The 23,070-nt window shown below is 62.2% G+C and carries 19 protein-coding genes and 4 pseudogenes; 10 read left to right on the forward strand and 13 right to left on the reverse strand.

What is annotated here, in order from left to right:
- Positions 1 to 37: 37 nt before the first annotated feature.
- Complete coding sequence (locus AC06G5_RS20775) at positions 38 to 817, reverse strand: AraC family transcriptional regulator (protein ID WP_413423041.1); 780 nt, start codon at positions 815 to 817, stop codon at positions 38 to 40.
- A 146-nt stretch (positions 818 to 963) separates the two neighbouring features.
- Between AC06G5_RS20775 and AC06G5_RS20780 the strand changes: the two genes are divergently transcribed.
- A complete protein-coding gene (locus AC06G5_RS20780; RefSeq protein WP_413423039.1) occupies positions 964 to 1,191 on the forward strand; it encodes a DUF6555 family protein in 228 nt (75 codons plus the stop codon).
- Between the two features lie 33 nt (positions 1,192 to 1,224).
- On the forward strand, positions 1,225 to 1,503 hold the full coding sequence (locus AC06G5_RS20785; RefSeq protein WP_413423037.1) for a hypothetical protein: 279 nt from the start codon (positions 1,225 to 1,227) through the stop codon (positions 1,501 to 1,503).
- Positions 1,504 to 1,530: 27 nt separating this feature from the next.
- Here the strand turns inward: AC06G5_RS20785 and AC06G5_RS20790 are convergent, their stop codons facing one another.
- The 4 genes and pseudogenes from AC06G5_RS20790 to AC06G5_RS20805 all read right to left on the reverse strand — a co-directional run bounded on the left by AC06G5_RS20790 (position 1,531) and on the right by AC06G5_RS20805 (position 5,116).
- Positions 1,531 to 1,692 (reverse strand): metallothionein, encoded by a 162-nt coding sequence (locus AC06G5_RS20790; RefSeq protein ID WP_085718940.1) that lies wholly within the window; start codon positions 1,690 to 1,692, stop codon positions 1,531 to 1,533.
- Positions 1,693 to 1,901: 209 nt separating this feature from the next.
- Positions 1,902 to 2,723 carry a methyl-accepting chemotaxis protein gene (locus AC06G5_RS20795; RefSeq protein ID WP_431196858.1) on the reverse strand — a complete coding sequence of 274 codons (822 nt, stop codon included), beginning with the start codon at positions 2,721 to 2,723 and terminating at the stop codon, positions 1,902 to 1,904.
- A 36-nt stretch (positions 2,724 to 2,759) separates the two neighbouring features.
- Positions 2,760 to 3,584: pseudogene (locus AC06G5_RS20800) on the reverse strand (cache domain-containing protein); the annotation flags it as partial.
- A gap of 215 nt (positions 3,585 to 3,799) precedes the next feature.
- A complete protein-coding gene (locus AC06G5_RS20805; protein WP_413423035.1) occupies positions 3,800 to 5,116 on the reverse strand; it encodes a Na+/H+ antiporter family protein in 1,317 nt (438 codons plus the stop codon).
- A 578-nt stretch (positions 5,117 to 5,694) separates the two neighbouring features.
- Here AC06G5_RS20805 and AC06G5_RS20810 point away from each other — a divergent pair.
- The 3 genes and pseudogenes from AC06G5_RS20810 to AC06G5_RS20820 form a co-directional block, all read left to right on the forward strand.
- Positions 5,695 to 6,765 (forward strand): annotated as a pseudogene (locus AC06G5_RS20810) (methyl-accepting chemotaxis protein); the annotation flags it as partial.
- A 264-nt stretch (positions 6,766 to 7,029) separates the two neighbouring features.
- Positions 7,030 to 7,623 (forward strand): annotated as a pseudogene (locus tag AC06G5_RS20815) (methyl-accepting chemotaxis protein); the annotation flags it as partial.
- Between the two features lie 312 nt (positions 7,624 to 7,935).
- A complete protein-coding gene (locus AC06G5_RS20820; RefSeq protein ID WP_413423033.1) occupies positions 7,936 to 9,612 on the forward strand; it encodes an MFS transporter in 1,677 nt (558 codons plus the stop codon).
- Between the two features lie 130 nt (positions 9,613 to 9,742).
- On the opposite strand, the gene AC06G5_RS20825 is transcribed toward AC06G5_RS20820, so the two are convergent.
- The 4 genes and pseudogenes from AC06G5_RS20825 to AC06G5_RS20840 form a co-directional block, all read right to left on the reverse strand.
- Positions 9,743 to 11,056: a sensor histidine kinase gene (locus tag AC06G5_RS20825; RefSeq protein ID WP_480458237.1), complete on the reverse strand. Its 1,314-nt coding sequence runs from the start codon at positions 11,054 to 11,056 to the stop codon at positions 9,743 to 9,745.
- Entirely contained in the window at positions 11,053 to 11,721 is a 669-nt protein-coding gene (locus tag AC06G5_RS20830; RefSeq protein WP_480458238.1) for a response regulator transcription factor, read from the reverse strand. The genes AC06G5_RS20825 and AC06G5_RS20830 overlap by 4 nt, the downstream gene beginning before the upstream one ends.
- Before the next feature lie 3 nt (positions 11,722 to 11,724).
- Entirely contained in the window at positions 11,725 to 12,045 is a 321-nt protein-coding gene (locus AC06G5_RS20835) for a PepSY domain-containing protein (RefSeq protein ID WP_413423029.1), read from the reverse strand.
- A gap of 92 nt (positions 12,046 to 12,137) precedes the next feature.
- Positions 12,138 to 12,235: pseudogene (locus tag AC06G5_RS20840) on the reverse strand (PepSY domain-containing protein); the annotation flags it as partial.
- Between the two features lie 197 nt (positions 12,236 to 12,432).
- Here AC06G5_RS20840 and AC06G5_RS20845 point away from each other — a divergent pair.
- The 4 genes from AC06G5_RS20845 to codA all read left to right on the forward strand — a co-directional run bounded on the left by AC06G5_RS20845 (position 12,433) and on the right by codA (position 16,230).
- On the forward strand, positions 12,433 to 13,512 hold the full coding sequence (locus AC06G5_RS20845) for a patatin-like phospholipase family protein (protein ID WP_413423027.1): 1,080 nt from the start codon (positions 12,433 to 12,435) through the stop codon (positions 13,510 to 13,512).
- A 75-nt stretch (positions 13,513 to 13,587) separates the two neighbouring features.
- Positions 13,588 to 13,944, forward strand: coding sequence for a 6-carboxytetrahydropterin synthase QueD (gene queD / locus AC06G5_RS20850; protein WP_008021670.1), 357 nt, complete (start codon positions 13,588 to 13,590; stop codon positions 13,942 to 13,944).
- Between the two features lie 145 nt (positions 13,945 to 14,089).
- Positions 14,090 to 14,872, forward strand: coding sequence for an alpha/beta fold hydrolase (locus AC06G5_RS20855; RefSeq protein ID WP_480458239.1), 783 nt, complete (start codon positions 14,090 to 14,092; stop codon positions 14,870 to 14,872).
- 113 nt (positions 14,873 to 14,985) lie between these two features.
- Positions 14,986 to 16,230 (forward strand): cytosine deaminase, encoded by a 1,245-nt coding sequence (gene codA, locus AC06G5_RS20860; RefSeq protein ID WP_413704378.1) that lies wholly within the window; start codon positions 14,986 to 14,988, stop codon positions 16,228 to 16,230.
- A 119-nt stretch (positions 16,231 to 16,349) separates the two neighbouring features.
- On the opposite strand, the gene AC06G5_RS20865 is transcribed toward codA, so the two are convergent.
- Complete coding sequence (locus tag AC06G5_RS20865) at positions 16,350 to 17,342, reverse strand: diaminopimelate epimerase (protein WP_480458240.1); 993 nt, start codon at positions 17,340 to 17,342, stop codon at positions 16,350 to 16,352.
- A 165-nt stretch (positions 17,343 to 17,507) separates the two neighbouring features.
- Between AC06G5_RS20865 and AC06G5_RS20870 the strand changes: the two genes are divergently transcribed.
- Complete coding sequence (locus tag AC06G5_RS20870) at positions 17,508 to 18,659, forward strand: MFS transporter (RefSeq protein WP_413704376.1); 1,152 nt, start codon at positions 17,508 to 17,510, stop codon at positions 18,657 to 18,659.
- Positions 18,660 to 18,804: 145 nt separating this feature from the next.
- Here the strand turns inward: AC06G5_RS20870 and AC06G5_RS20875 are convergent, their stop codons facing one another.
- The 3 genes from AC06G5_RS20875 to AC06G5_RS20885 all read right to left on the reverse strand — a co-directional run bounded on the left by AC06G5_RS20875 (position 18,805) and on the right by AC06G5_RS20885 (position 22,851).
- Positions 18,805 to 21,228, reverse strand: coding sequence for a TonB-dependent siderophore receptor (locus AC06G5_RS20875; protein ID WP_480458241.1), 2,424 nt, complete (start codon positions 21,226 to 21,228; stop codon positions 18,805 to 18,807).
- A 98-nt stretch (positions 21,229 to 21,326) separates the two neighbouring features.
- Entirely contained in the window at positions 21,327 to 22,310 is a 984-nt protein-coding gene (locus tag AC06G5_RS20880; RefSeq protein ID WP_413423015.1) for a FecR family protein, read from the reverse strand.
- Positions 22,311 to 22,350: 40 nt separating this feature from the next.
- Positions 22,351 to 22,851, reverse strand: a complete 501-nt coding sequence (locus tag AC06G5_RS20885) for a sigma-70 family RNA polymerase sigma factor (protein ID WP_413423013.1) — start codon at positions 22,849 to 22,851, stop codon at positions 22,351 to 22,353.
- Positions 22,852 to 23,070: the final 219 nt, after the last annotated feature.

Raw genomic sequence — 23,070 nt, forward strand, 5'->3', positions numbered from 1 at the left:
TGCTTCTGAATTTCGGCCAAAGCATGGCCCGGCGAATTCAGCCTTGGCGTTGCGCCGCCGGAAACTGTGACGGGGCGACACCCAGTTCACGCCGAAACATGTCACTGAAGCTGCTCGGCGAATAGCCCAGCTCCCGGGCAATCGCGCTGACCGGTACGCCCTGGATCAACCCGGCCACCGCCGTCGCCAGTTGCACCTGACGCCGCCACTCGGCGAAGCCCATGCCCAAACCGTCCTTGAACAGCCGCGCCAGGGTCCGCACGCTGGCACCGGCGGTTTCTGCATGCTGTTCGAACGGAATATCCAGCGAAGGCGCAGACATGACCGCCTGACACAGGTTCATCAGCCGTCGATCGGAATCGTCCGGCAGCGGGATCTTGAGCAGCGAACGCCTGGCGCGCCTGAGCTCCAGCAGCGCCAGCCCCACCAGCGCGTCGTAATACTCGGGCGGCCCGTCGTTGCCCTGCTCCACCAGGCCGACGATCAGCTCGCGCAGCAAGCCGCCGACCTCGATGACTTGCACGCTGTCATCCAGGGTCGCCGCCAGGGACGGGCGCAAGTAGATATTGCGCATTTGCAGGTCGGACACCACGCGAATCCCGTGGGGCACGCCGGGCGGCAACCACACCGCCCGCTGCGGCGGCACTACCAGTGCCTCGTGCGGCGTCTCGACCCACATCACCCCGCTCATCGCATACAGCAACTGGCCCCAGACGTGCTCATGGGGCTCGATGTACAACCCGCGCGGATAGGTGCGAGCCAGCGGCTGCACAGGCACATCGGTGTCACTCAGGTCAGGCGGTGCGGCGAGGGCCATGGTCAATGTTCATTGGGGGACGGTAAGACTGCATGGTAACGGGGCGTCGAATTTGTCGCCAGCAACCGCCGCCGTCCGACTATCCGAGTGAATTTTCCCGGTGGCACGCGATCCTTCTATGTACAACAGGGAGGAACCGCGGCTTTATGAACAGTGCAAAATTATTCGTCATCGAGTACACCCTCCATGGCGCTCCAAAGTCTTTCATTATCCGACTGGAAAAAATGGATAACACAGAAGCCTGGCATTGGGCGAGCTGTGACGCGGGGGTGGGGCGAATCCCCCGTTTTGGACGCGAGAAGGTGCAAAAGACCAGCAAGCCGATGGCTGAAAAATTCGGCGTGGAAAATGTCAGGTGGCGGCCGGCGCACTAATCTCAGGCAACCATCAGGTTCGGGGGAAGGGACATGAGCGCGACACCCATCAGCAGCCCTGCGCAACTGGACTACGGTCTGGACACGTCGCTCGGCCGCATCACCAAAAGCGCCGAGTGCCGGATCGGACTGGAACAGGTCGAAAATGACGCCTTTTGCTTCGCTATACGCGTCCCGGCACCACTGCCGAAAGATCTGGAGCATGCCAGGACCCTGGTGCTGCGGGTCGAAGGGCGGCGCTTGCAGGGCAACGTCCGCCGCAGCGAACGCCTGGAGGATGGCAGCCTCAGGCTGGAAGTGGAGCCGGACTAGGCTCCACTTTTGCGTGTACCGTGGTTTTCAGTGGGCGCACTTGCAGTCTTTATGAGCGCACTCCTCGCCGTGCTCATGGTGTTTGGCGCAGGCTTCACAGCAGTAATGCTTGCCGTGACGGGCAATCGGATGTTCACCGAGTTTGCAGGTACATTTCGGACAATCGCAGATACTTTCACGGTCAATCATGGAGCTGACTCCTCTAGCAAGGTCGTCCCGTGCTCGGATGCACAGGATAAGTGTAGTGGCTGTCGCTCCTGCCGATTACAAATCCCTGTGGGAGCGGCGGTGCGACGATTCGACTTGCTCGCGAAGAGGGAGTGTCAGTCACGATAATTGTTGTCTGACACACCGCCTTCGCGAGCAAGCCCGCTCCCACAGGTCTTGTCTCTGTTCTGTCAGATACGGAACTGCCCGACCAGACTGCCCAGGCGCTGACCGAGGTCGGCCAGGCTACGGGACGTTTGCGCACCGAGTTGGGTTTCGTCGGCGACGTTATCCACCGCCACGGCAATCTGGTGCACGCTGCGATTGATCTCTTCGGCCACGGCGGTCTGCTCTTCGGCGGCGCTGGCGATCTGCGCATTCATCGAATTGATGGTCGCGATCAGTTGCGCCATGGTGTCCAGCGAAGCCCCCGCCTCGTTGGCCTGGGCCGAGGTGCCATCGCCAGCCTCGCTGGAGCGGCGCATCGCCTCCACTGCAGACCGGGTGCCGGCCTGCAAGCGGTCGATCATGCCCTGGATTTCCTGGGTGCTGATTTGCGTGCGGCTGGCCAGCGCCCGCACTTCATCGGCCACCACCGCAAAACCGCGTCCGGCCTCCCCCGCACGGGCGGCTTCGATGGCCGCGTTGAGCGCCAGCAGGTTGGTCTGCTCGGCAATCGAGCGGATCACCCCGAGCACGCTGACAATCGACGACACGTCTTTTTGCAAGCTGTCGAGGGACACGCCACTACTGCGGATGTCGTCCACCAGCGCATGGATCTTCTCGATGCTGCCGGCCACCACACGCTTGGCCGCCTGCCCTTCTTCGTCGGTCTGCTGGGCTGCCACCGCGGCGTTCTGCGCGCTCTTGGCCACTTCCTGGGCCGCCGCCGACATTTCATTGATCGCCGTGGCCACCTGATCGGTCTCATGGCGTTGACGCTCCATGGCCTGGTCCGAGCGATGGGCCTGGTCGGACACCTGACTCACCAGCCCGGTCAGTTGCGAGGTCATTTCGGTGATCTGCCGTACCAGCCCGTGAATCTTGTCGACGAAACGGTTGAACGAGCCCGCCAGCTCGCCGAGCTCATCCTGACTGGTGAGCGTCAGGCGACGGGTCAGATCGCCCTCGCCTGCCGCGATGTCGTCGAGGTTGGCTTTCATCAGATGCAGCGGACGCAGAATGGTGTTGGCCAGCAACATTCCGGCAGCGGCAATCACCAGCAGCACCACGACCGCCACGCCGACGATGCTCAGCACCATGCCTTGCATGCGCTCCTGGACCTTGGCTTCGACCACCGCCACTTGCGCTTCAATGCCGTCGAGGTTGACCGAGGTACCGACCGCCATGTCCCACTTCGGCAGGTATTCGGTGTAGCCGAGCTTGGGCACCAGCACCTGGGAGTTACCGGGTAATGGCGAGCTGTATTGCAGGTAGTGCGTACCGTCCCTGGCGACTTTCACCAGATCGCGGTTGACGTAGACACCGTTCGGATCGCGGTTGTCCTTGAAGCTCTGGCCCACGCCTTCGGGACTGCTGGCCTTGAACAGGCGCACGGTGTTGGAGTCGTAGCCGAAGAAGTAGCCGTCCTTGCCATAGGTGATGCTCGACAGCAGCTTGATCACCTGGGCCCGCGCCGCCTGATCGCCGGGGGCGGCCGCGTCGTAAAGCGGTTTGATCGCGGTCATGGCCACGGCCACGTAGCTTTGCAGGGTCGCCTTGGCATCGCTGAGCAGGCGTTCGCGGGTCTGCTCGACTTCCTTGCGCGCCTGATCCTGAAGAATGAACAGCGTGGTCAGGCTGATGACCAGCGCAAACAGCAACACCGGGAGGACGGCAAGGGACAGGACTTTAGCCTTGAGGCTCATGCGCATGACGTTCACTCTTTTGATTTTGTTGGCGTGGGTAAAAGCTTTAACGGCACGCCAGGGCAAAAGTTGAACGCTGTGAGATGGACTTGCGAGCCCCTGTAGGAGCGAGCCTGCTCGCGATGGACCCAAGAGCGCTGCGTTTAGTCAGTAAACACGCGGCATCGTTAACGACCATCGCGAGCAAGCTCGCTCCTACAAGGGGTTCCGGGGTTCCGGGGTTACAGGACCATCGCCGCCACCCAGCCGAACGCCAGCAGCGGCAGATTGTAGTGCAGGAAGGTCGGGACCACGGTGTCCCAGATGTGATGGTGCTGGCCGTCGATGTTCAGGCCGGAGGTCGGGCCGAGGGTCGAGTCCGAAGCCGGCGACCCGGCGTCGCCCAAGGCACCGGCGGTACCGACGATGCACACGATCGCCAACGGGCTGAAGCCCAGTTGCACGCACAGCGGCACGAAGATCGCCGCCAGAATTGGCACGGTGGAGAACGAAGAGCCGATGCCCATGGTCACCAGCAGCCCCACCAGCAGCATCAGCAAGGCACCGATGCCCTTGCTGTGATCGATGTACGACGCCGACGACTCGACCAGCGTCTGCACCTCACCGGTGGCCTTCATCACTTCGGCAAATCCCGAGGCGGCGATCATGATGAAACCGATCATCGCCATCATTTTCATGCCTTCGGTGAACAGGTCATCGGTGTCGCGCCATTTGACGATGCCCGACACCGAGAAAATCAGGAAGCCGACCAGTGCACCGATAATCATAGAATCCAGCAACAACTGAACGATGAACGCCGCCGCGACGGCCACGCCAGCCACCATCAGGCTCAGCGGGTTGTACTGCACCGCCACTTGCTCGACCTGTTCGATCCTTGCCAGATCGTAGACACGCTTCTTGCGGTAGCTGACAAACGCGATCAGCAGGCCCGCCACCATGCCCAGGGCGGGAATGCCCATGGCGTGGGTCACATTGATGCCGCTGATGTCCACCCCGCTGCGCGCGACGTTGGCCAGCAGGATCTCATTGAGGAAGATGTTGCCGAAGCCCACCGGCAGGAACATGTAGGGCGTGATCAAACCGAAGGTCATGACACAGGCGATCAGTCGACGGTCCAGTTGCAGTCTGGTCAGCACATACAGTAGCGGCGGCACCAGCAACGGAATGAACGCGATATGGATCGGCAGGATGTTCTGCGAGGCAATGGCCACGACCCAGAGCAGGCCGATCAGCAGCCACTTGACCTGACCACCGCCGCTGGCGTGCTGGCGATCGACCATTGCCAGCGCCTTGTCCGCCAGCGCATGGGCCATGCCGGACTTGGCAATGGCCACGGCGAAAGCGCCCAGCAAGGCGTAGGACAGCGCCACCGTCGCCCCACCGCCAAGGCCACTGTTGAAAGCCTTGAGTGTCGCCTCGATCCCCAGGCCACCGGTCAGGCCACCGACCAGCGCACCGACGATCAGGGCGATCACTACATGCACGCGGGACAGGCTGAGTACCAGCATGATGCCGACCGCGGCAATTACTGCATTCATTTCTTTACCTCGAGACAAACGAAAAGACTCCGTCCGGCAGTCTGCGAAGAGCCGCCAGCGGATTAAGGAATGGGTTTTATTAGAGGGCGCGCACTGTGCCGCAGCATCACCTACTTGTCAAAGCACCCCGGCGCTATCGATATGTAACGGCATGTGAGACCTGTAGGAGCGAGCTAGCTCGAGATGCACTTGAGAGCACCTTGGGGTATCAGGTTTCCATCATCATCGTTGACGACCATCGCGAGCAGGCTCGCTCCTACAGGGGGAAGTGCTTGATAGCCGATAGACGGGATAAAGAAACCGAAATTCCGGCCGCTACAGTGCAAAGTCTCAGATATTTATCGAATAAGGACGTCTCCATGTCGCTCAGACAACTTTCCATTCAATGGAAAATCACCCTGCTGGCCGGGCTGTGCCTGGCGGGCATCGTGACCCTGCTGGTGGGCCTTTCCCTGTACCGCATGGAGCACAGCTCCGGGATGGTGAAAGCCTCGAGCATGGAGATGCTGACCGAAGCGGCCCAGGCCCGGATCGAGTCCCAGGGCGAAAACCAGGCGCTGGTGATTCGCCAGCAGTTCATGGACGCCTATCAGTACGGCCATGGTTTCTCCCGCCAGGTACTGTTTCTGCGTGAGCAGGCCGAGAAACGCTTCCTCGATGCCTTCGACCTGCGCGAAGACCTGACCCGCCAGGTCAAGTCGGCCCTGCAGGCCAACCCGGACCTGCTCGGCCTGTCCCTGGTGTTCGAACCCAACGGGCTGGATGGCAAGGACGACCTGTTCACCGGCCAAGCCGAACTGGGCAGCAACGACAAGGGCCGTTTCGCCCTCTACTGGTCGCAGCCGACGCCGGGCAAAGTGACGTCCATGGCCTTGCCGGAAAAGGACATGGCCGACACCAGCACCGGCCCCAGCGGCGAAGCGGCCAACGCCTGGTTCACGTGCCCGCGCACCACACTCAAGCCGTGCGTGATCGAACCGTACTTCTATGAGATCGACGGCCAGAACGTGCTGATGACCAGCATCGTTTTCCCGCTGATGGTCAACGGCAAGGTCATCGCCTCGCTGTCGGTGGACATCAACCTCAACAGCCTGCAAGCGGTCAGCCTGGGCGCCAGCAAGAAGCTCTACGACGGCCAGACCAGTGTCAGCATCATCAGCCCGGCCGGCCTGCTCGCCGGCTACAGCCCGGACGCCAGCAAACTCAGCCAGCGCCTGGAGGCCGTGGACAAGGCCAGTGGCGCCGAACTGCTGCGCATGCTTGCCGCCAGCAGCAAGACCGGCAGCCTGCACAGCAATCAGCAACTGAAAGTGCTGGCACCGTTCCAGCCGATTCCCGGCGGAAAATCCTGGGGCGTGCTGCTCGACGTGCCGGAAAAAGTCCTGGTCGGCCCCGCCGAAGCCCTGAAAAAGCAACTGGACGACAGCAACACCGCCGGTACGCTGGTCGAGCTCGGCCTGGGGATACTCGCCGCGCTGCTGGGCCTGGTGCTGGTGTGGCTGATGGCCCGCAGCGTCACCAAACCGATCCTCGGCGTGGCGCACATGCTCGAAGACATCGCCAGCGGCGAAGGTGACCTGACCCGTCGGCTGGCTTACGACAAGAAGGATGAACTGGGCCAACTGGCCGGCTGGTTCAACCGTTTCCTCGACAAGCTGCAACCGATCATCGCCGAAGTGAAACGCTCGGTGCAGGACGCCCGCAGCACCGCGGACCAGTCGTCCGCCATCGCCACCCAGACCAGCGCCGGCATGGAACAGCAGTACCGTCAGGTGGATCAGGTTGCGACGGCGTCCCATGAAATGAGCGCCACCGCCCAGGATGTTGCCCGCAGCGCCGCGCAAGCGGCACACGCCGCCCGCGATGCCGATCAGGCGACCCGTCAGGGTTTGACCGTGATCGACCGCACCACCGCCAGCATCGACAACCTCGCCGCCGACATGAGCGCGGCGATGGTTCAGGTCGAAGGCCTGGCAGCCAACAGCGAGAAGATCGGCACGGTACTGGAAGTGATCCGTGCGATCGCCGAGCAGACCAACCTGCTGGCTCTCAACGCCGCGATCGAAGCAGCCCGTGCCGGTGAGGCCGGACGCGGTTTTGCCGTGGTCGCCGATGAGGTGCGCAACCTGGCGCGACGGACCCAGGAGTCAGTGGAGGAAACCCGCCTGGTGATCGAACAACTGCAAAGCGGCACACAAGATGTAGTGGGTTCGATGAACAACAGCCATCGTCAGGCCCAGGGCAGTGTCGAGCAGGTTGGCCAGGCCGTGACGGCGCTGCGCCAGATCGGTGATGCGGTGACCGTGATCAACGACATGAACATGCAGATCGCCAGTGCCGCCGAAGAGCAAAGCGCGGTGGCCGAGGAGATCAACAACAACGTGGCGACCATTCGCGACGTGACCGAGTCGCTGTCGGGCCAGGCCAATGAATCGGCACGGGTCAGCCAGTCGCTCAACAGCCTGGCGAACCAGCAGCAGAGCCTGATGGATCAGTTCCGCGTTTAAACCCCGCAAACATCCCCCCTGTAGGAGCGAGCTTGCTCGCGATGGTGTGTCAGCCACCTTGGCGTCACTGACACACCATCGCGAGCAGGCTCGCTCCTACAGTTCTTGTGCCAGCCCCCCCCTTTCAACCTAAGGCGTAGTGGCGAGTGGATATCTGCCACAAGGTGATTATGCTTCTAGGAACCTTGCAGCGTTTCAAGGCGTCAACCTGTATGCAAGACCCGTAATTCGATGACATCACCCCCAGGGCCTGGGTAGGGTAAATGTTGGTGGGAACTCCGGCCTACAACAAGTGCAAGACGGAGAATACTCATGGCAGTAATCGACAGCACATCCACGGACCATACACCCCATCACGGAATCACCCGGGAGGAACGCAAGGTCATATTCGCGTCATCCCTGGGCACCGTGTTCGAATGGTATGACTTCTACCTGTACGGTTCCCTCGCGGCGATCATCGCCAAGCACTTCTTTGCCGGTGTCAACGAAACGACTTCCTTCATCTTCGCCCTGCTCGCCTTCGCCGCAGGCTTCGCCGTCCGGCCCTTCGGCGCCATCGTGTTCGGCCGGCTGGGTGACATGATCGGACGCAAACACACCTTTCTCATCACCATCGTGATCATGGGCGTCTCCACGGCCGTGGTAGGCATGCTGCCTGGCTATGCAACCATCGGCGTAGCCGCGCCGGTCATTCTGATCAGCCTGCGCCTGTTGCAAGGTCTGGCGCTGGGCGGTGAGTACGGCGGCGCAGCCACCTACGTGGCCGAACATGCCCCCAAGGGCAAACGCGGCTACTTCACCTCGTGGATTCAGACGACAGCCACCCTCGGCCTGTTTCTTTCACTGCTGGTGATCCTCGCCTGCCGCACCGTCCTGGGCACCGAAACCTTCGAAGCCTGGGGCTGGCGGATTCCGTTCCTGCTGTCGATCCTGTTGTTGATAATCTCGGTGTACATCCGCCTGCAGCTCAGCGAGTCGCCGGTGTTCCAGAAAATGAAAGCCGAAGGCAAGTCCTCCAAGGCACCATTGACCGAATCCTTCGCCCGTTGGGACAACCTCAAGATCGTGATCATGGCCCTGCTCGGCGGCACCGCCGGCCAGGCCGTGGTCTGGTACACCGGGCAATTCTATGCGCTGTTTTTCCTGCTGCAGACGCTGAAGATCGAACCGCAGACCGCCAACCTGCTGATTGCCGGCTCGCTGCTGATCGGTACTCCGTTCTTTGTCTTTTTCGGCAGCCTGTCCGACCGCATCGGCCGCAAAGGCATCATCATGGCCGGCTGCATTATCGCGGCCGTGACCTATTTCCCGATCTTCCATGCGTTGACCCAATACGGTAACCCCGACGTGTTCGTCGCGCAGGAGAAAAATCCGGTCACGGTCATTGCCAATCCCGACCAGTGTTCGTTCCAGTTCGACCCGGTGGGCAAGGCCAAATTCACCAGTTCCTGTGACCTGGCCAAGACCGTGTTGGCAAAGCGGGCCATCCCCTATGCGAACGTGAAAGCCGAGCCGGGCGCTGTTGCGCAGGTGCGCATTGGCGAGAAAGTGATCGAGAGCTTCGAGGGCACCGGTATGCCGGGCGCCGACTTCAAGGCCAAAAACGACGCCTTTACCGCCACCCTCGCCACCGCCCTCAAGGACGCCGGCTACCCCGAGAAGGCCGACCCGGCCAAGACCAACTACCCGATGGTGCTGTTGCTGCTGACGATCCTGGTGATCTACGTGACCATGGTCTACGGGCCGATTGCCGCCTGGCTGGTGGAACTGTTCCCGGCGCGCATCCGCTACACCTCGATGTCGCTGCCCTATCACATCGGCAACGGCTGGTTCGGTGGCTTCCTGCCGACGGTGGCGTTTGCCATGGTGGCGGCCACCGGGGATATCTACTATGGGCTGTGGTATCCGATCGTCATCGCGGTGATGACGGCTGTGCTGGGTATTTTCTTCATGCCGGAAACCAAGGATCGGGAGATTCATCACACCTGAGCCCGGTGCGCCACTCCCTTGTGGGAGCGGGCTTGCTCCGGGCGGCGTTCCGACGAAGGCGGAGTGTCAGCAGACATTTTTATCGACTGACACACCGCCTTCGCGAGCAAGCCCGCTCCCACAATGGATCTCAGTGTCTGGGTAATTCGATGACGACCTTCAGCCCGCCCCATTCGCTTTGCAGTAACGACAGTTTCCCGCCCCAGCTATCGACGATGTCGCGCACGATGCCCAGCCCCAGGCCATGCCCATGGGTTTGTTCATCCAGCCGCGTACCTCGGCTGAACACCTGATCGCGACGCTCTTCGGGGATGCCCGGGCCGTCGTCTTCGACACTCAGTTCAAACCCGTCCGCCGTTTCGGCCACACTCACGCGAACCTCGGCATCCGCCCATTTACAGGCGTTATCCAGCAGGTTGCCCAACAGTTCCAGCAGGTCTTCACGATCCCATGGCAATTGCAGGCCGGTCGGTGCGCGGTAGCTCAGCGCCAGGTGTTCGCCATGGATTATGTTCAGGGTTGCCAGCAATCCGGGGAACTCGGCATCGCAATCAAACAGTGCGCCCGGCAACGCATCGCCGGACAACCGCGCACGATTGAGCTCCCGGTTGAGCCGCTGTTCGACCTGCTGCAGTTGTTCCCTGAGGGTCTTGCGCAATTGCGGGTGCGCCTCAAGCTGTTCGCTCGAGGCCAGGCTCAACAACACCGCCAACGGCGTTTTCAACGCGTGGCCGAGGTTGCCCAGGGCATTGCGCGAGCGCTTGAGGCTGTCCTCGGTGTGGGCCAGCAAGTGATTGATCTGCGCCACCAGTGGCTCCAGTTCCACCGGCACCTGATCATCGAGTTGCGAGCGCTGGCCCCGCTGCAACTGCGCGATCTGTTCGCGCGCCTGCTCCAGCGGCCGCAAGGCGCGGCGCACGGTAATCCGCTGCAGCAGCAAAATCAGCAGCAGCCCGGTCAAACCGAGGCCCAACCCAAGCTGTTGCACCCGCCGGAAGCTTTCGCGTATCGGCGTGTAATCCTCGGCGACGCTGATGGAAATCGGCACCCCCGAACGTCGATAGTCCGTACGCAGCACCAGCAACTGCTGCCCTTCCGGCCCCAGTTGCAGGTTGTCGTGCAGGCCGGGTTGATCGAGTGCCGGCAGTTCCTGATCCCATAAGGAACGGGAGCGCCAATGGCCGTCGGCGAAATCGATGCGGAAATAATGCCCGGAAAACGGCCGCTGATAGGCCGGCGACAGCCGTCGTTCATCCAGTTGCAAGCCTTGCGGCCCGCGCACGAGGGCCGCCAGCAGGTTCTCGCTGTCATTGCGCAACCCGGCTTCGAGGTAGCGCTGCAAGCCCATTTCGAACAGCCACAGGCTGGTTTGCGCCAGCACCAGGCCAACGACCACCATCACGCTGATCAGGCCCAGGCTCAAGCGGCGCTGGATCGATCTCACCGGGCTTGCCCGCCGAGCAGATAGCCCTGGCCGCGACGGGTTTCAATCACGCTTTTGCCGAGCTTGCGGCGCAGATGGTTGACGTGGACCTCCAGCACATTGGAATCGCGCGCGGTTTCACCGTCGTAGAGGTGTTCGGCGAGGTGGCTTTTGGAGAGGATCTGCTCGGGGTGCAGCATGAAATAACGCAACAGGCGAAACTCCGCGGCAGTCAGTTGAATGTCCGCACCGTCGCGGACAACGCACTGGCGACTTTCGTCCAGGTGCAGCCCTGCGGCCTTGAGCGTCGGCTGGTTGACCTGGCCATGGGAACGGCGCAATAGCGCCTGGATGCGCAAGAACAGCTCTTCGGGATGAAAGGGTTTGGTCAGGTAATCGTCGGCACCGGCCTTGAGGCCTTCGATGCGCTCGGCCCAGGAATCACGGGCCGTCAGGATCAGCACCGGCGTGGCCAGCCCCGTCGCGCGCCATTGCGCCAGCACCTCAAGCCCCGGCACGCCGGGCAAACCGAGGTCGAGGATGATCAGGTCGTAAGGTTCGGTACTGCCCTGATGCACCGCGTCGCGACCGTCGGCCAGCCAGTCCACCGCATAACCCTGGCGGTTGAGACCGGCCAGCAGTTCGTCGGCCAGGGGCACATGGTCTTCCACCAGAAGCAAACGCATGGATCAGTCTTCCTTGTCTTTCAATAAGCGACCGTTGGCGGCATCGATGCCCAGTTCGCGGACCACGCCTTCAGGGGTCAGCAACTCGACTTCATAAATGTAGACGTCGTGTTTTTCTTCGAGCTCGGCTTCCAGCAGTTTCGAGCCGGGGTAGCGATCCATTGCCTGCTGCAGCAGTTGCTCCAGCGGCAGGATCACGCCCTGTTGACGCAGGCGCAGGGCTTCATCCTGGTCCAGGTCGCGGGCCATCACCGCTGAGCAAAATGCCAGAAGCAGCAGCGCCATCCGGCCGCCGGCGCATCGATTGAATAAAAACACCTTCATTACCAATCCTGATGATTCTTGAGAACCTGCCCGCTGACAGCGTCTGATTCCAGATCCCGGTCGATACCCTGCTGCCGATCATCGGTAGAACTGGCCAGTGCGAGTGGTGTGAGCTTCTCGAAAGCCGCAATGGTACCAGCGTCTGCAATTCCGGCGCTTGATCCGGGCCAGGTTCCCGGGCGTGGGCGACACCTTAGCTGGACGAACTTAATTGAAGCTGAATGGCCATTACTGCTGGCCATTACACATTCCCTGTGGGAGCGGGTTTGCTCGCGAAGAGGCCGTGTCAGTCGATATCAATGTTGACGGTCAAACCGCTTTCGCGAGCAAGCCCGCTCCCACAGTGTTCGTGTTTATAATTTCTGCTGGCCACACATCGAGACCGTAATGACCGCCATCCACATCAAGTTCCCTTCCCTGACCCTCAAGGCCGGTCCGCGCGCCTTTGCGCACATCCGCGCCAACGGCCTGGATGCGGCTGAAGTCGGCACCTTGCCCGGTGCGGCCGGCGGTCCGAAGGCGCTGGGGATTCAGGGGCTGGACCTGGCGCTGTTCGGCCAGTGGCTGCCGGCGGCACCGCGGGAACGTTCGCTGATTGGTGCATCGGTGGGTTCCTGGCGCTTCGCCAGCGCCTGCCTGCCAGACGCCGCCGAAGGCATCCGGCGTCTCGGGCAGCTGTACACCGAGCAGAATTTCGCCAAGGGCGTGACCATGGCGCAGATCAGCCAGAGCTCACAGCGCATGCTCAATGACCTGCTCGAAGGTCGCGATGCCTCGATCCTCGACAACAGCGATTACCGCCTGAACATCATGGTGGTCAAAAGCCACGGCCTGCTCGCCGACGATCACCGCGGACGCCTCGGGCTGGGCCTGTCCTCGGTCATCGCCGACAACCTGCGCGGCCGGGCACGGCTGGCCCGACACTTCGAACGCCTGATCATCCACGACCCGCGCCTGGCGCCGCCGGTCGACGCCTTGCACGACTTCCCGTCGCGCTTCGTCGCCCTCAACGCCGGCAATCTGCGCCAGGCCCTGCTGGCTTCGGGCTCGATCCCGATGGTGATGGAAGGTGTGCGCGACCTGCCGGGCGCTGGCGCCGGCACCTACCGCGACGGCGGCTTGCTGGACTACCACCTGGACCTGCCTTACAGCGGCAACGACATCGTGCTTTACCCGCATTTCACCGATCGGGTGATTCCCGGCTGGTTCGACAAGACCCTGCCGTGGCGCCGCGCCTGCCCGGCGCGCTTGCAAAACGTGCTGCTGCTGGCGCCGTCGAAGGACTATCTGGCGCGCCTGCCCTACGGCAAGCTGCCAGACCGTAACGACTTCAAGCGCTTCATGGGCGACGCCCCGAGCCGGCAGAAATACTGGCGCACGACCATGGACGAAAGCCGCCGCATGGGCGACGAATTCCTCGAACTGGCCGCCAACGGTCGCCTGGGCGAGCGCTTGCTGACCCTTTAGTCAGGACAAACTGGTAAACTCGCCACCTGCCCGAATCGCTGCGGCGAACGCCACCTGAACAGAGCTGAAGATACTGTGGAAATTTTCAAAGAGTTTACCTTCGAATCCGCCCACCGCCTGCCCCACGTACCGGACGGCCACAAGTGCGGGCGCCTGCACGGTCACTCGTTCAAAGTGGCGATCCACCTGAGCGGCGACCTCGACCCGCACACCGGCTGGATCCGCGATTTCTCGGAAATCAAAGAGATCTTCAAGCCTCTGTACGAGCGTCTGGACCACAACTACCTGAACGACATTCCTGGCCTGGAAAACCCGACCAGCGAAGTGTTGGCCAAGTTTATCTGGCAGGAATTGAAGCCTCTGTTGCCGGAACTCAGTGCGATCCGCATCCACGAAACCTGCACCAGCGGTTGCATCTATCGCGGCGAATAGCCCCCACCTGTAGGAGCGAGCTCGCTCGCGATGGACGCCAGAGCCCCGCGGGCTGCCAGCTGCCGCGCGTTATCGTTGACGTTCTTCGCGAGCAAGCTCGCTCCTACAGCCGCTGGATGAGGTTTTTGACTTCAAAGGACATCAGGTGCGCTACGCCATTCACGGCGACGGCCCGCCGCTGGTGTTCGTGCATGGCACGCCCTTTTCTTCCTGGGTGTGGCACCGGATAGCGCCGCACTTCATCACCACACACCGCGTGTACTACTTCGATCTGCTGGGTTACGGGCAATCCGCACAGCCGGATGGCGATGTGTCCTTGGGCGTGCAAAACCAGCTGTTGGCGCAACTGCTGGAGCATTGGGGCCTGGATCGCCCCGACGTGGTGGCCCACGACTTCGGCGGCGCCACCGCCCTGCGCACGCATCTGCTCAATGGCAAGGATTACCGCAGCCTGACACTGATCGACCCGGTAGCGTTGACACCCTGGGGTTCGCCGTTCGTGCAGCATGTGCGTCAGCATGAAGCGGCGTTCATCGGATTGCCCGATTACATCCAGCGCGCCATCGTGCCGGCCTATATTCGCGGAGCCATCCAGCGCGACATTCCCGACGCCGAACTCGCCCCCTACGTACAGCCATGGCTGGGAGAACCGGGGCAAGCGGCGTTCTACCGGCAGATCGCGCAGATGGACGAGCGCTACACCCTTGAGGCGCAGGGGTTGTACCCGACGATTCGCTGCCCGGTGCAGATTCTCTGGGGTGAAGACGACCGGTGGATTCCCGTCGAACGCGGGCGGGCCTTACACCAGATGATTCCCGGCGCGCAGTTCCATCCGATACCCAACGCCGGGCACCTGGTCCAGGAAGACGCGCCTGAAGCAGTCATCGCTGCCTTGATGCGGTTCTTGCCCCTGCAAAAAATCTCCTGAACAAACCCAAATCCCACATTTGGATTACGCTGATCAATGTCACTGGCACGAGTTGCCACCAGCGAGCTAACGTAGAGGTATTGCCTATACGACTCGCTAAAAGGATCCGCCCGATGCACATCATCAATGCCCGTCTGCGCAACCAGGAAGGCCTGCATGAGTTGTACCTGGAAAACGGCCGGATCAGCAGCATCTCCCGCCAGATCGAAGCCCCGACCCTGGGCCCTGACGATCTGGATGCCGGCGGCAATCTGGTGGTGCCGCCCTTTGTCGAGCCGCACATTCATCTCGACGCGACCCTGACCGCCGGCGAGCCGCGCTGGAACATGAGCGGCACGCTGTTCGAAGGCATCGAGTGCTGGGGCGAGCGCAAGGCAACCATCACCCTGGAAGACACCAAGGCCCGCGCCCGGAAAACCATCCAGGCCCTCGCCGCCCATGGCATCCAGCATGTGCGCACCCACGTCGACGTCACCGACCCGCAACTGACTGCGCTCAAGGCGATGCTCGAAGTGCGCGAGGAAAGCCGGCACCTGGTCGACCTGCAAATCGTCGCGTTCCCCCAGGAAGGCATCGAGTCCTACCGCAATGGTCGCGAGTTGATGGAAGAAGCCATCCGCATGGGGGCGGATGTGGTGGGCGGCATTCCGCATTTCGAATACACCCGCGATCAGGGCGTCAGTTCGGTGAAGTTCCTCATGGACCTTGCCGAACGCAGCGGTTGCCTGGTGGACGTGCATTGCGACGAAACCGACGACCCGCACTCACGCTTTCTCGAAGTGCTGGCCGAAGAGGCCCGCAGCCGCGACATGGGTTCGCGGGTCACGGCCAGCCACACCACGGCCATGGGCTCCTACGACAACGCCTACTGCGCCAAGCTGTTTCGCCTGCTCGGGCATTCGGGGATCAGCTTTGTCTCCTGCCCCACTGAAAGCATCCACCTGCAAGGGCGCTTCGATAATTTCCCGAAACGCCGGGGCGTGACCCGGGTCAACGAGTTGCTGGAAGCGGGCATGAACGTGTGTTTCGGCCAGGACTCCATCGTCGATCCGTGGTATCCGCTGGGCAATGGCAACATCTTGCGGGTGCTCGAAGCCGGTCTGCACATCTGCCACATGCTCGGTTATCGCAACCTGCAAAGTGCGCTGGACCTGGTGACGGACAATAGCGCCAGAGCCATGAACCTCGGCGATCGATATGGCCTGGAACGCGGGCGACCGGCGAACCTGCTGATCCTGTCGGCCGAGAGTGACTACGAGGTCATCCGCAGCCAGGGGTTGCCGCTGTACTCGGTGCGCGATGGCAAGGTGTTGATGAAGCGGACGATACCGGTGGTGGAGTTCAGTGGGGTGAGCTGAGTTTGGTGTTGACTGGGCAGGCCTCTTCGCGAGCAAGCCCGCTCCCACATTTGATCGCGTTTGTCCGGGCAACTCGCTCAATTGTGGGAGCGGGCTTGCTCGCGAAGGCGATCTGACAATCAATCGATCATTCGAGCCGTACCAAACAGGCTGACCCGACTCAACGTCCCCTGCTCTTCCTCCAGCAAGATCGGCGCCGTGCCCCCCGGCATCGTTACCTTCACTTCCCCGGCACTGACCCAACCCACGCGCCACGCCGCACAGGCCACTGCGCTGGCACTGGTCCCCGACGACGCCGTCGGCCCCTCGCCCCGCTCGAACACCCGTGCAGCGATGTGCCCTGCGGACAAGCGCATCGCCCATTGCAGATTGATCCCCGCAACACAAGGTTGTCCTGCCCCGGTCGGCATCGCGTAGGCGATTCGCGTCAGCCCTTCGCCCAACGCCGGCTCGCGCATCTGCTCGTTGCTCGGCAAGGCATCGGCGCTGTCGACCAACGTCACGCAATGCGGGTTGCCGACCCGCGCGAACTGGCTGCGCGACCATGCGCCATTGAGTGTCGACAACTGTTTGACGTGGCTGAGCTCATGGCCGTTCAACAGCGCCGTTTCAACGCCCGCGGCACTGACCGCCGACGGCCCGAACCCAGGCTGGCCAAGGTCAAGCCAGAAACCCTTCACGCCCTCGATTTGAGCGGTTTTCACCGAAGTCTGCCCCGGTGAAGCCGTGTCGGTTTTATCGTGATGCACCCTGAGTTCACAGGTTTCGCCCTGCGCAAAAAAACCTTGGTCGCTCAGCGCCTGAGAAAAGATCGTCAGCCCGTTGCCGCTGCGCTCGGCCAGCGTGCCATCGGTGTTGACGATCAGCAGATCGAAGGGAGACGACGCCTGGAACGGTCCGACCAGCAATCCGTCGCTGCGATGATCCTTGCCGCCGACCGGCTGCGTGCCGGGTGCCCAGCTACAGCAAGCCTCGATGGCCGCCACGGCCCATGCCTGACGGCTTTGTGCGGCGTGGCCGGCCTGAAGGGGCAAGTCGATACCCTGGCGGCGCAGTTCTTCGGGCGCCACCACGATGTAAATATTGCCCCGTGCATCGTACCTCTGCGCCATGGCGCCCTCCGTGTGTCATTGGAATGGCTCAACATATCGCGAAACACAGCGGCGCTGTGCAACGATGTCGCCCTGTTTGACCGCAAAACTTTCCGGGCACTGATCGAACCCTCGCCGGCCGATCACTGTCCGTTGAGGACGTGACGTTTTTTGCCAGGGATTGATATGACCAGCCTCAACAACCAAACCACCTTCGTTCCCGGCCGCCTGGAACAGATGTCCACGCGCATCGCCTTCTTCATCGCAGGGTTCGGCATCGCCGCGTGGGCGCCGCTGGTGCCCTATGCCAAGGCCCGGGCCGGGCTGGATGAAGGCACCCTGGGCCTGTTGCTGCTGAGCCTTGGCGTGGGTTCGATTCTGGCAATGCCTCTGGCCGGCATCCTGGCCACCCGTTTCGGCTGCCGACGCGTGGCGACCGGCGGGACCCTGCTGATCTGTGCCGCCCTGCCACTGTTGGCGACGGTGTCGTCGATTCCGGCCTTGATCGCTGCCTTGTTCATGTTCGGCGCGGGCCTGGGCACGGTGGATTCGACGGTCAACCTGCAAGCGGTGATCGTCGAGCGCGCCAGCGGCAGGAACATGATGTCGGGTTTCCATGGCCTGTTCAGTCTCGGTGGCATAGTCGGCGCGGCAGGTGTCAGTGCCTTGCTCGGGCTCGGCATTTCACCACTGGGCGCCACGCTGGTGGTGATCGTGCTGCTGTTGATCGCACTGGCCAAGGCCGTGCCACACCTGTTGCCCTATGGCAGCGAAAGTTCGGGCCCGGCGTTTGCCGTTCCCCATGGCATCGTCCTGTTCATCGGTGGCATGTGCTTCATCGTGTTCCTGGCCGAAGGCGCGGCACTGGACTGGAGCGCGGTGTTCCTGGCGCAGGAGCGCGGTATCGACACCGCCTACGCGGGGCTCGGCTACGCAGCGTTTGCCTTGACCATGACCGTGGGACGCCTGACCGGTGACAAAATCGTACGGCGGCTGGGCGCGAAACGAGTGATTGTGTTCGGCGGGCTGACAGCCGCCGCAGGCTTGTTGCTGGCGACCTTCGCACCGGGTTGGGAGGCGGCGCTGGTGGGTTATGCGCTGCTGGGTGCCGGTTGCTCGAACATCGTGCCGGTGTTGTACACCGCCGTGGGCAAGCAGACAGTCATGCCCGAGAGCATCGCCGTGCCGGCCATTACCACCCTGGGTTACGCGGGCATCCTGGCGGGGCCGGCCGTGATCGGCTTCATCGCCCATGGCAGCAGCCTGAGTTTTGCCTTTGCCTTGATGGCGGTGCTGCTGGTGGCGGTGGCCGTTGGCGGGAAAGTGTTGAAGGTCTGAAAAGCTTCCACCGGTAAACCTGCGAACCAAATGTGGGAGCGGGCTTGCTCGCGAAGGCGTAGTGTCAGCCAACATCAATGCTGAATGACACACCGCTTTCGCGAGCAAGCCCGCTCCCACAGGGTTTCTGGGGCACCTCGGTCTATCAGAACCCGACACTGGCCTGCACGAAGAACGTGCGCGGCGCACCGACGTACATGCCCGAGTTGTTGTCGCTGGAGCGGGTGAAGTACTGCTTGTCGAAGATGTTTTTCACCCCCGCTCCCAGCTTCAGGTTCGACACCTGCGGGCCGAAGTCATAGCCGCTACGCACGTTCCAGGTCACGTAACCCGGAATGTCACCGAACTGGCCGTCGGCGCTGCCTTCGGTGATGTAGTTGCCGTTGAAGCTGCCGTCGGCGTTCACGCCGGTGCCCGGCGAGCGCTGCTTGGATTGGGCGAACGCGTCGAGGTTCCAGGTCCAGCGGTTGATGTCGTAACGCAGGCCGGCAGTGGCCACCTGACGGGAGTAGAACGGCAGGTCACGGCCCTTGAAGCCCGGGATGTCACCTTCGTTGGTGGCGCGGGTGTAGGTGAAACCGGCATTGGCGGTCAGGCCGTCCAGGCGGTGGTCCAGCGCGGCCAGATCGTAGTGCACCGACGTTTCGATGCCCTGGTGCTTGGTCGCGCCGAGGTTGGTCCAGCCCACATCATTGCTGATGTATTGCAGTTCGTCGTCGAAGTCGATGTAGAACAGCGTCACCTCACCGCCCCACACGTCATCGTTGTAGCGCGTACCGATTTCGTAGGTCTTGGCCTTTTCTGGTTGCAGGCCGTTGGCGGTGTTGTCGCCGATACCGCCCTGACCCAACTGGAAGTACTGCAGCGCGCCGAACGAGGTTTCGTAGTTGGCAAACAGTTTCCAGGCATCGGACACGTGATACATCATGCTCAGGGCTGGCAGCGGCTCGTTGCTTTCGATGCTGCGGTTTTTCTCAGGCACCCGTTTACCGGCGTTATCGAGCACCGGGCGGTCGTGCCAGTCGGTGCTGATGTGCTCGAAGCGAATCCCCGGAGTGACGGTCCAGTTGCCAACGTCGATCTTGTTGTCGACGTAGACCGAATTGGCCTCGGTTCCACCGGTGCGGTCCTGATAGACATGGCCGTCCGCCCCCGGACGCACCACGGGCTCGTTGTTGACCAGCGCCACACGACTGGCTTCTTCGTGCATGGCCTCTTTCAGGTAGCGATAACCGACGCTGACTTCCTGGGTGGTCGGGCCCACATCGAAGACGCGGGACACCCGTGGTTCGATACCGAAGGTGTAGTAACTGCGCGGATAGGAGTTGAGTGTGCTCAGGTCACGGGAAGCGATGGTGCTGCCACGAAAGCTGTCGGTGTAGTAGGTCAGCACTTCGGCCTGGGTGCGATCGTCGATCTGCCGCGCCCACTTGAACGACACATCCTTGCGGCGGCCGCTGAAGTTGTCGTGGTCGCGCACGGACTGGAACGGGTCGGCGTCGTACTGCGCCTGGGTCAGGCCACCGGGCATGTCGGCCTTGGCATCGTAGTAGTGGAAGTTGAGGCTGAAATCATCGACATCGGTCGGCGCCCAATGGGTCTTGAGGATCACGTCGTCGATGTCGTTGCCGTTGTTGCTTTCACGGTAACCGTTGCCGTTCACGCCGGAGTACAACAGCGCCACGCCCATGCCGTTGTCGGCGGTGCCGCCCATGAATGCCGTGTCGATGTGCTTCCAGCCACCGTGCTGCGAAGTTTCCAGGGTGGTGCCGATTTCCGCAGAGGCCTGTTCCGGGATCGCACGGGTCACGAAGTTGATCACACCGCCCACGTTTTGTGGTCCGTAGCGTACGGAACCGGCACCGCGCACCACGTCGATGCTGTCGAGGTTGCCAGAGGAAATCGGGGCCATGGACAGTTGCGGCTGGCCATAAGGCGCGAACGCCGCCGGGATGCCATCGATCAGCACGGTGGAGCGAGGCGACAGGCGCGAAGTCAGGCCGCGCACGCCGACGTTGAGGGAAATATCGCTGCCACCGGTGCCGTTGGCGTCCTGCACTTGCACACCAGGAACGCGCTTCAACACGTCGCCGACGTTCATCGCGCCCTGCTCGACCATGGCTTCGCGGCGGATCACGGTTCGTGCCCCGGGGTGGTTCTGCACCACGGCGGCATCGGCATCGCCGAGCCAGTTGCCGACGACCTTGATGTCAGTCACGCCCAGCTCCAGCGGACCGCTGGCCGTCGAGGCTGGCGCCGGCATCAGCGTCACCGAACCTTCATCGATCTGGTATTGCAGGCCGCTGCCTTGCAGCAACTGACGCAGCGCGTCTTCCGGGGAAAGGTTGCCATCCACCGCCGGAGCCTGCTTGCCGGCGACCAGTTCAGGGCTGAAGAACACCTGAAGCGAGGTCTGCTGGCCCAACTGGCTCAGGGCTTGTCCCAAGGGTTGCGCCGGGATGTGGATGCCGTCGGCCGCAAAGGCCTGGGGCAGCGCTACGTTGACCGCCAGCGCAAGGGCCAGCGGCAACCAGGGGAGTTTGTTGTTTTTAGCGGTGGAGATTTTCACGTCGAACGTAATCCTGTGGATCGCAAGAGTGTGCGCTTGTTAATGCAAACCAGTTGCAGTTGAACAGGAAGACGATGAACTCGAAAAAAACCTGAATTTTATTTTGAAATTATTTCCTGGCTGCCGTCGCCAAGGGTGCGCACGGCCACCGGCAGGATGCTCGGCAAGGCCTTGAGCAGCGCGTCGGTGTTGTCGGACTTGAACACGCTGGTCAGGCGCAGATTGCCCACCGCCGCGTTGCCGACCTTCAGCGGTTTCTCCCGATAACGCGAGACCTGCTCGGCGACGTCAGCCAGGCTGGCGTTGTTGAACACCAGTTTGCCGCTGCGCCAGGCGGTCATTTCCGCCGGGTTGACGGCATAGGCGGCGGCAACGTTGCCCCGGGCATCGACGTGGGTGCCAAGGCCAGCTGTCAGATTGATGAAATCGCTGTCGGCGGCGTCGCGCCCTTGAACCTTGACGGTGCCCTGCTCCACCACTACCCGGGTTGCGCTGGCGCCGCGACGTACATCGAAACGGGTGCCGGTGACCGTGACCTTGCCGCTGCCCGCCGCGACCACGAAAGGCCGGCTGGTGTCATGTTCGACGCTGAACATCGCTTCGCCTTCGCTCAGCTCAACGTTGCGTTGACCCTTTTCAAAGCGCACTTGAATCCGGCTGCGGCTGTCCAGATCGACCACCGAGCCATCCGGCAGCGCCACATGGCGTCGCTCATTCAGGGCCGTGGAAAACTCGGCGGTGTACGGCGCTGGATGATTCAGGCCGTTGAACAGGCCCAGGCCGAGCGCTACCGCCAGCACGCTGGCGGCCACCGCGTAACGCAGCACGGGGCGACGCTTTTTCAGGGCTGGCGGGGTTTCACACAAGGCACGCAAACGCGCCGCCGGCACCAGGTCGGCGGCGCTCCACAACCCCTGGAGCAATTCGAATTCGTTACGGTGTTGGGAGTGTTCGTCCAGCCAGGCCTGAAACCGGCGACGCACTTCGACATCGACGACAGGCTCCTGCAATCGCACAAACCACTGCGCCGCGTCATCGCGAACCGTTGTCTGCCCGCACGCACAATCACGAGTATCCATCATGGAAGTTCCTGTTTGGCTGGGGAGGAGAAAGCGCGGCCGGTCATGACTGCAACCCGTCCAGGCGATCACGCAGGTGCCGAAGCGTGCGGATCATATACTTTTCCACCATGTTCTTGGACAGTCCCAGGCGTTCGGCGATTTCGGCCTGGGTCAGGCCCTCGATTTTCTGCCAGACAAACACCTTGCGGCAGTTGACCGGCAGCTCGGTGAGCGCCCGCTCGATGGAATCCGCCAACTGGATCGCGTGCATGAAATGCTCCGGGTCGCCGGTCGGCGACTCACTGAGATCGATCGCCTCTGACTCCATGGCGCCCCGCCGGTCCTCACGCCGATAACCATCCACGGCGATGTTGCGCGCGGTCTGGTGCAAATACGCCCGGGGCTGCTCCACCTGCGCCGAATCGGACTCAAGCACCCGCACGAAGGTATCGTGGGCCAGGTCCTCGGCCTGCTGACGGTTTCTCAGGCGACGGGTCCAGGTGCCAACCAACTCTTCGTAATGCTCGAAAAAGCCGTGTCTGCGGGGCAGCTTGAGGGTCATTGCGCTGTGCTGTGGAGACGGGGCGTGAATAGTAATGCTTCCTATTAACTTGAAGCAATGCTTTGCGGCCTTCACACCGGTGCACTTTGTCCGCTTGCCATGGTGCATTTCGTCAGCAAAGCTGGATGGCGGCACGGAAGCAAAGAAATCTGGCAGGCATTCAAATGCAACCATTGACGGGTTGTAACAAAGTGCAGGAATGCCCGTACCCGGCTTTTC

The sequence above is a fragment of the Pseudomonas sp. WT-JTC genome (assembly GCF_056711565.1).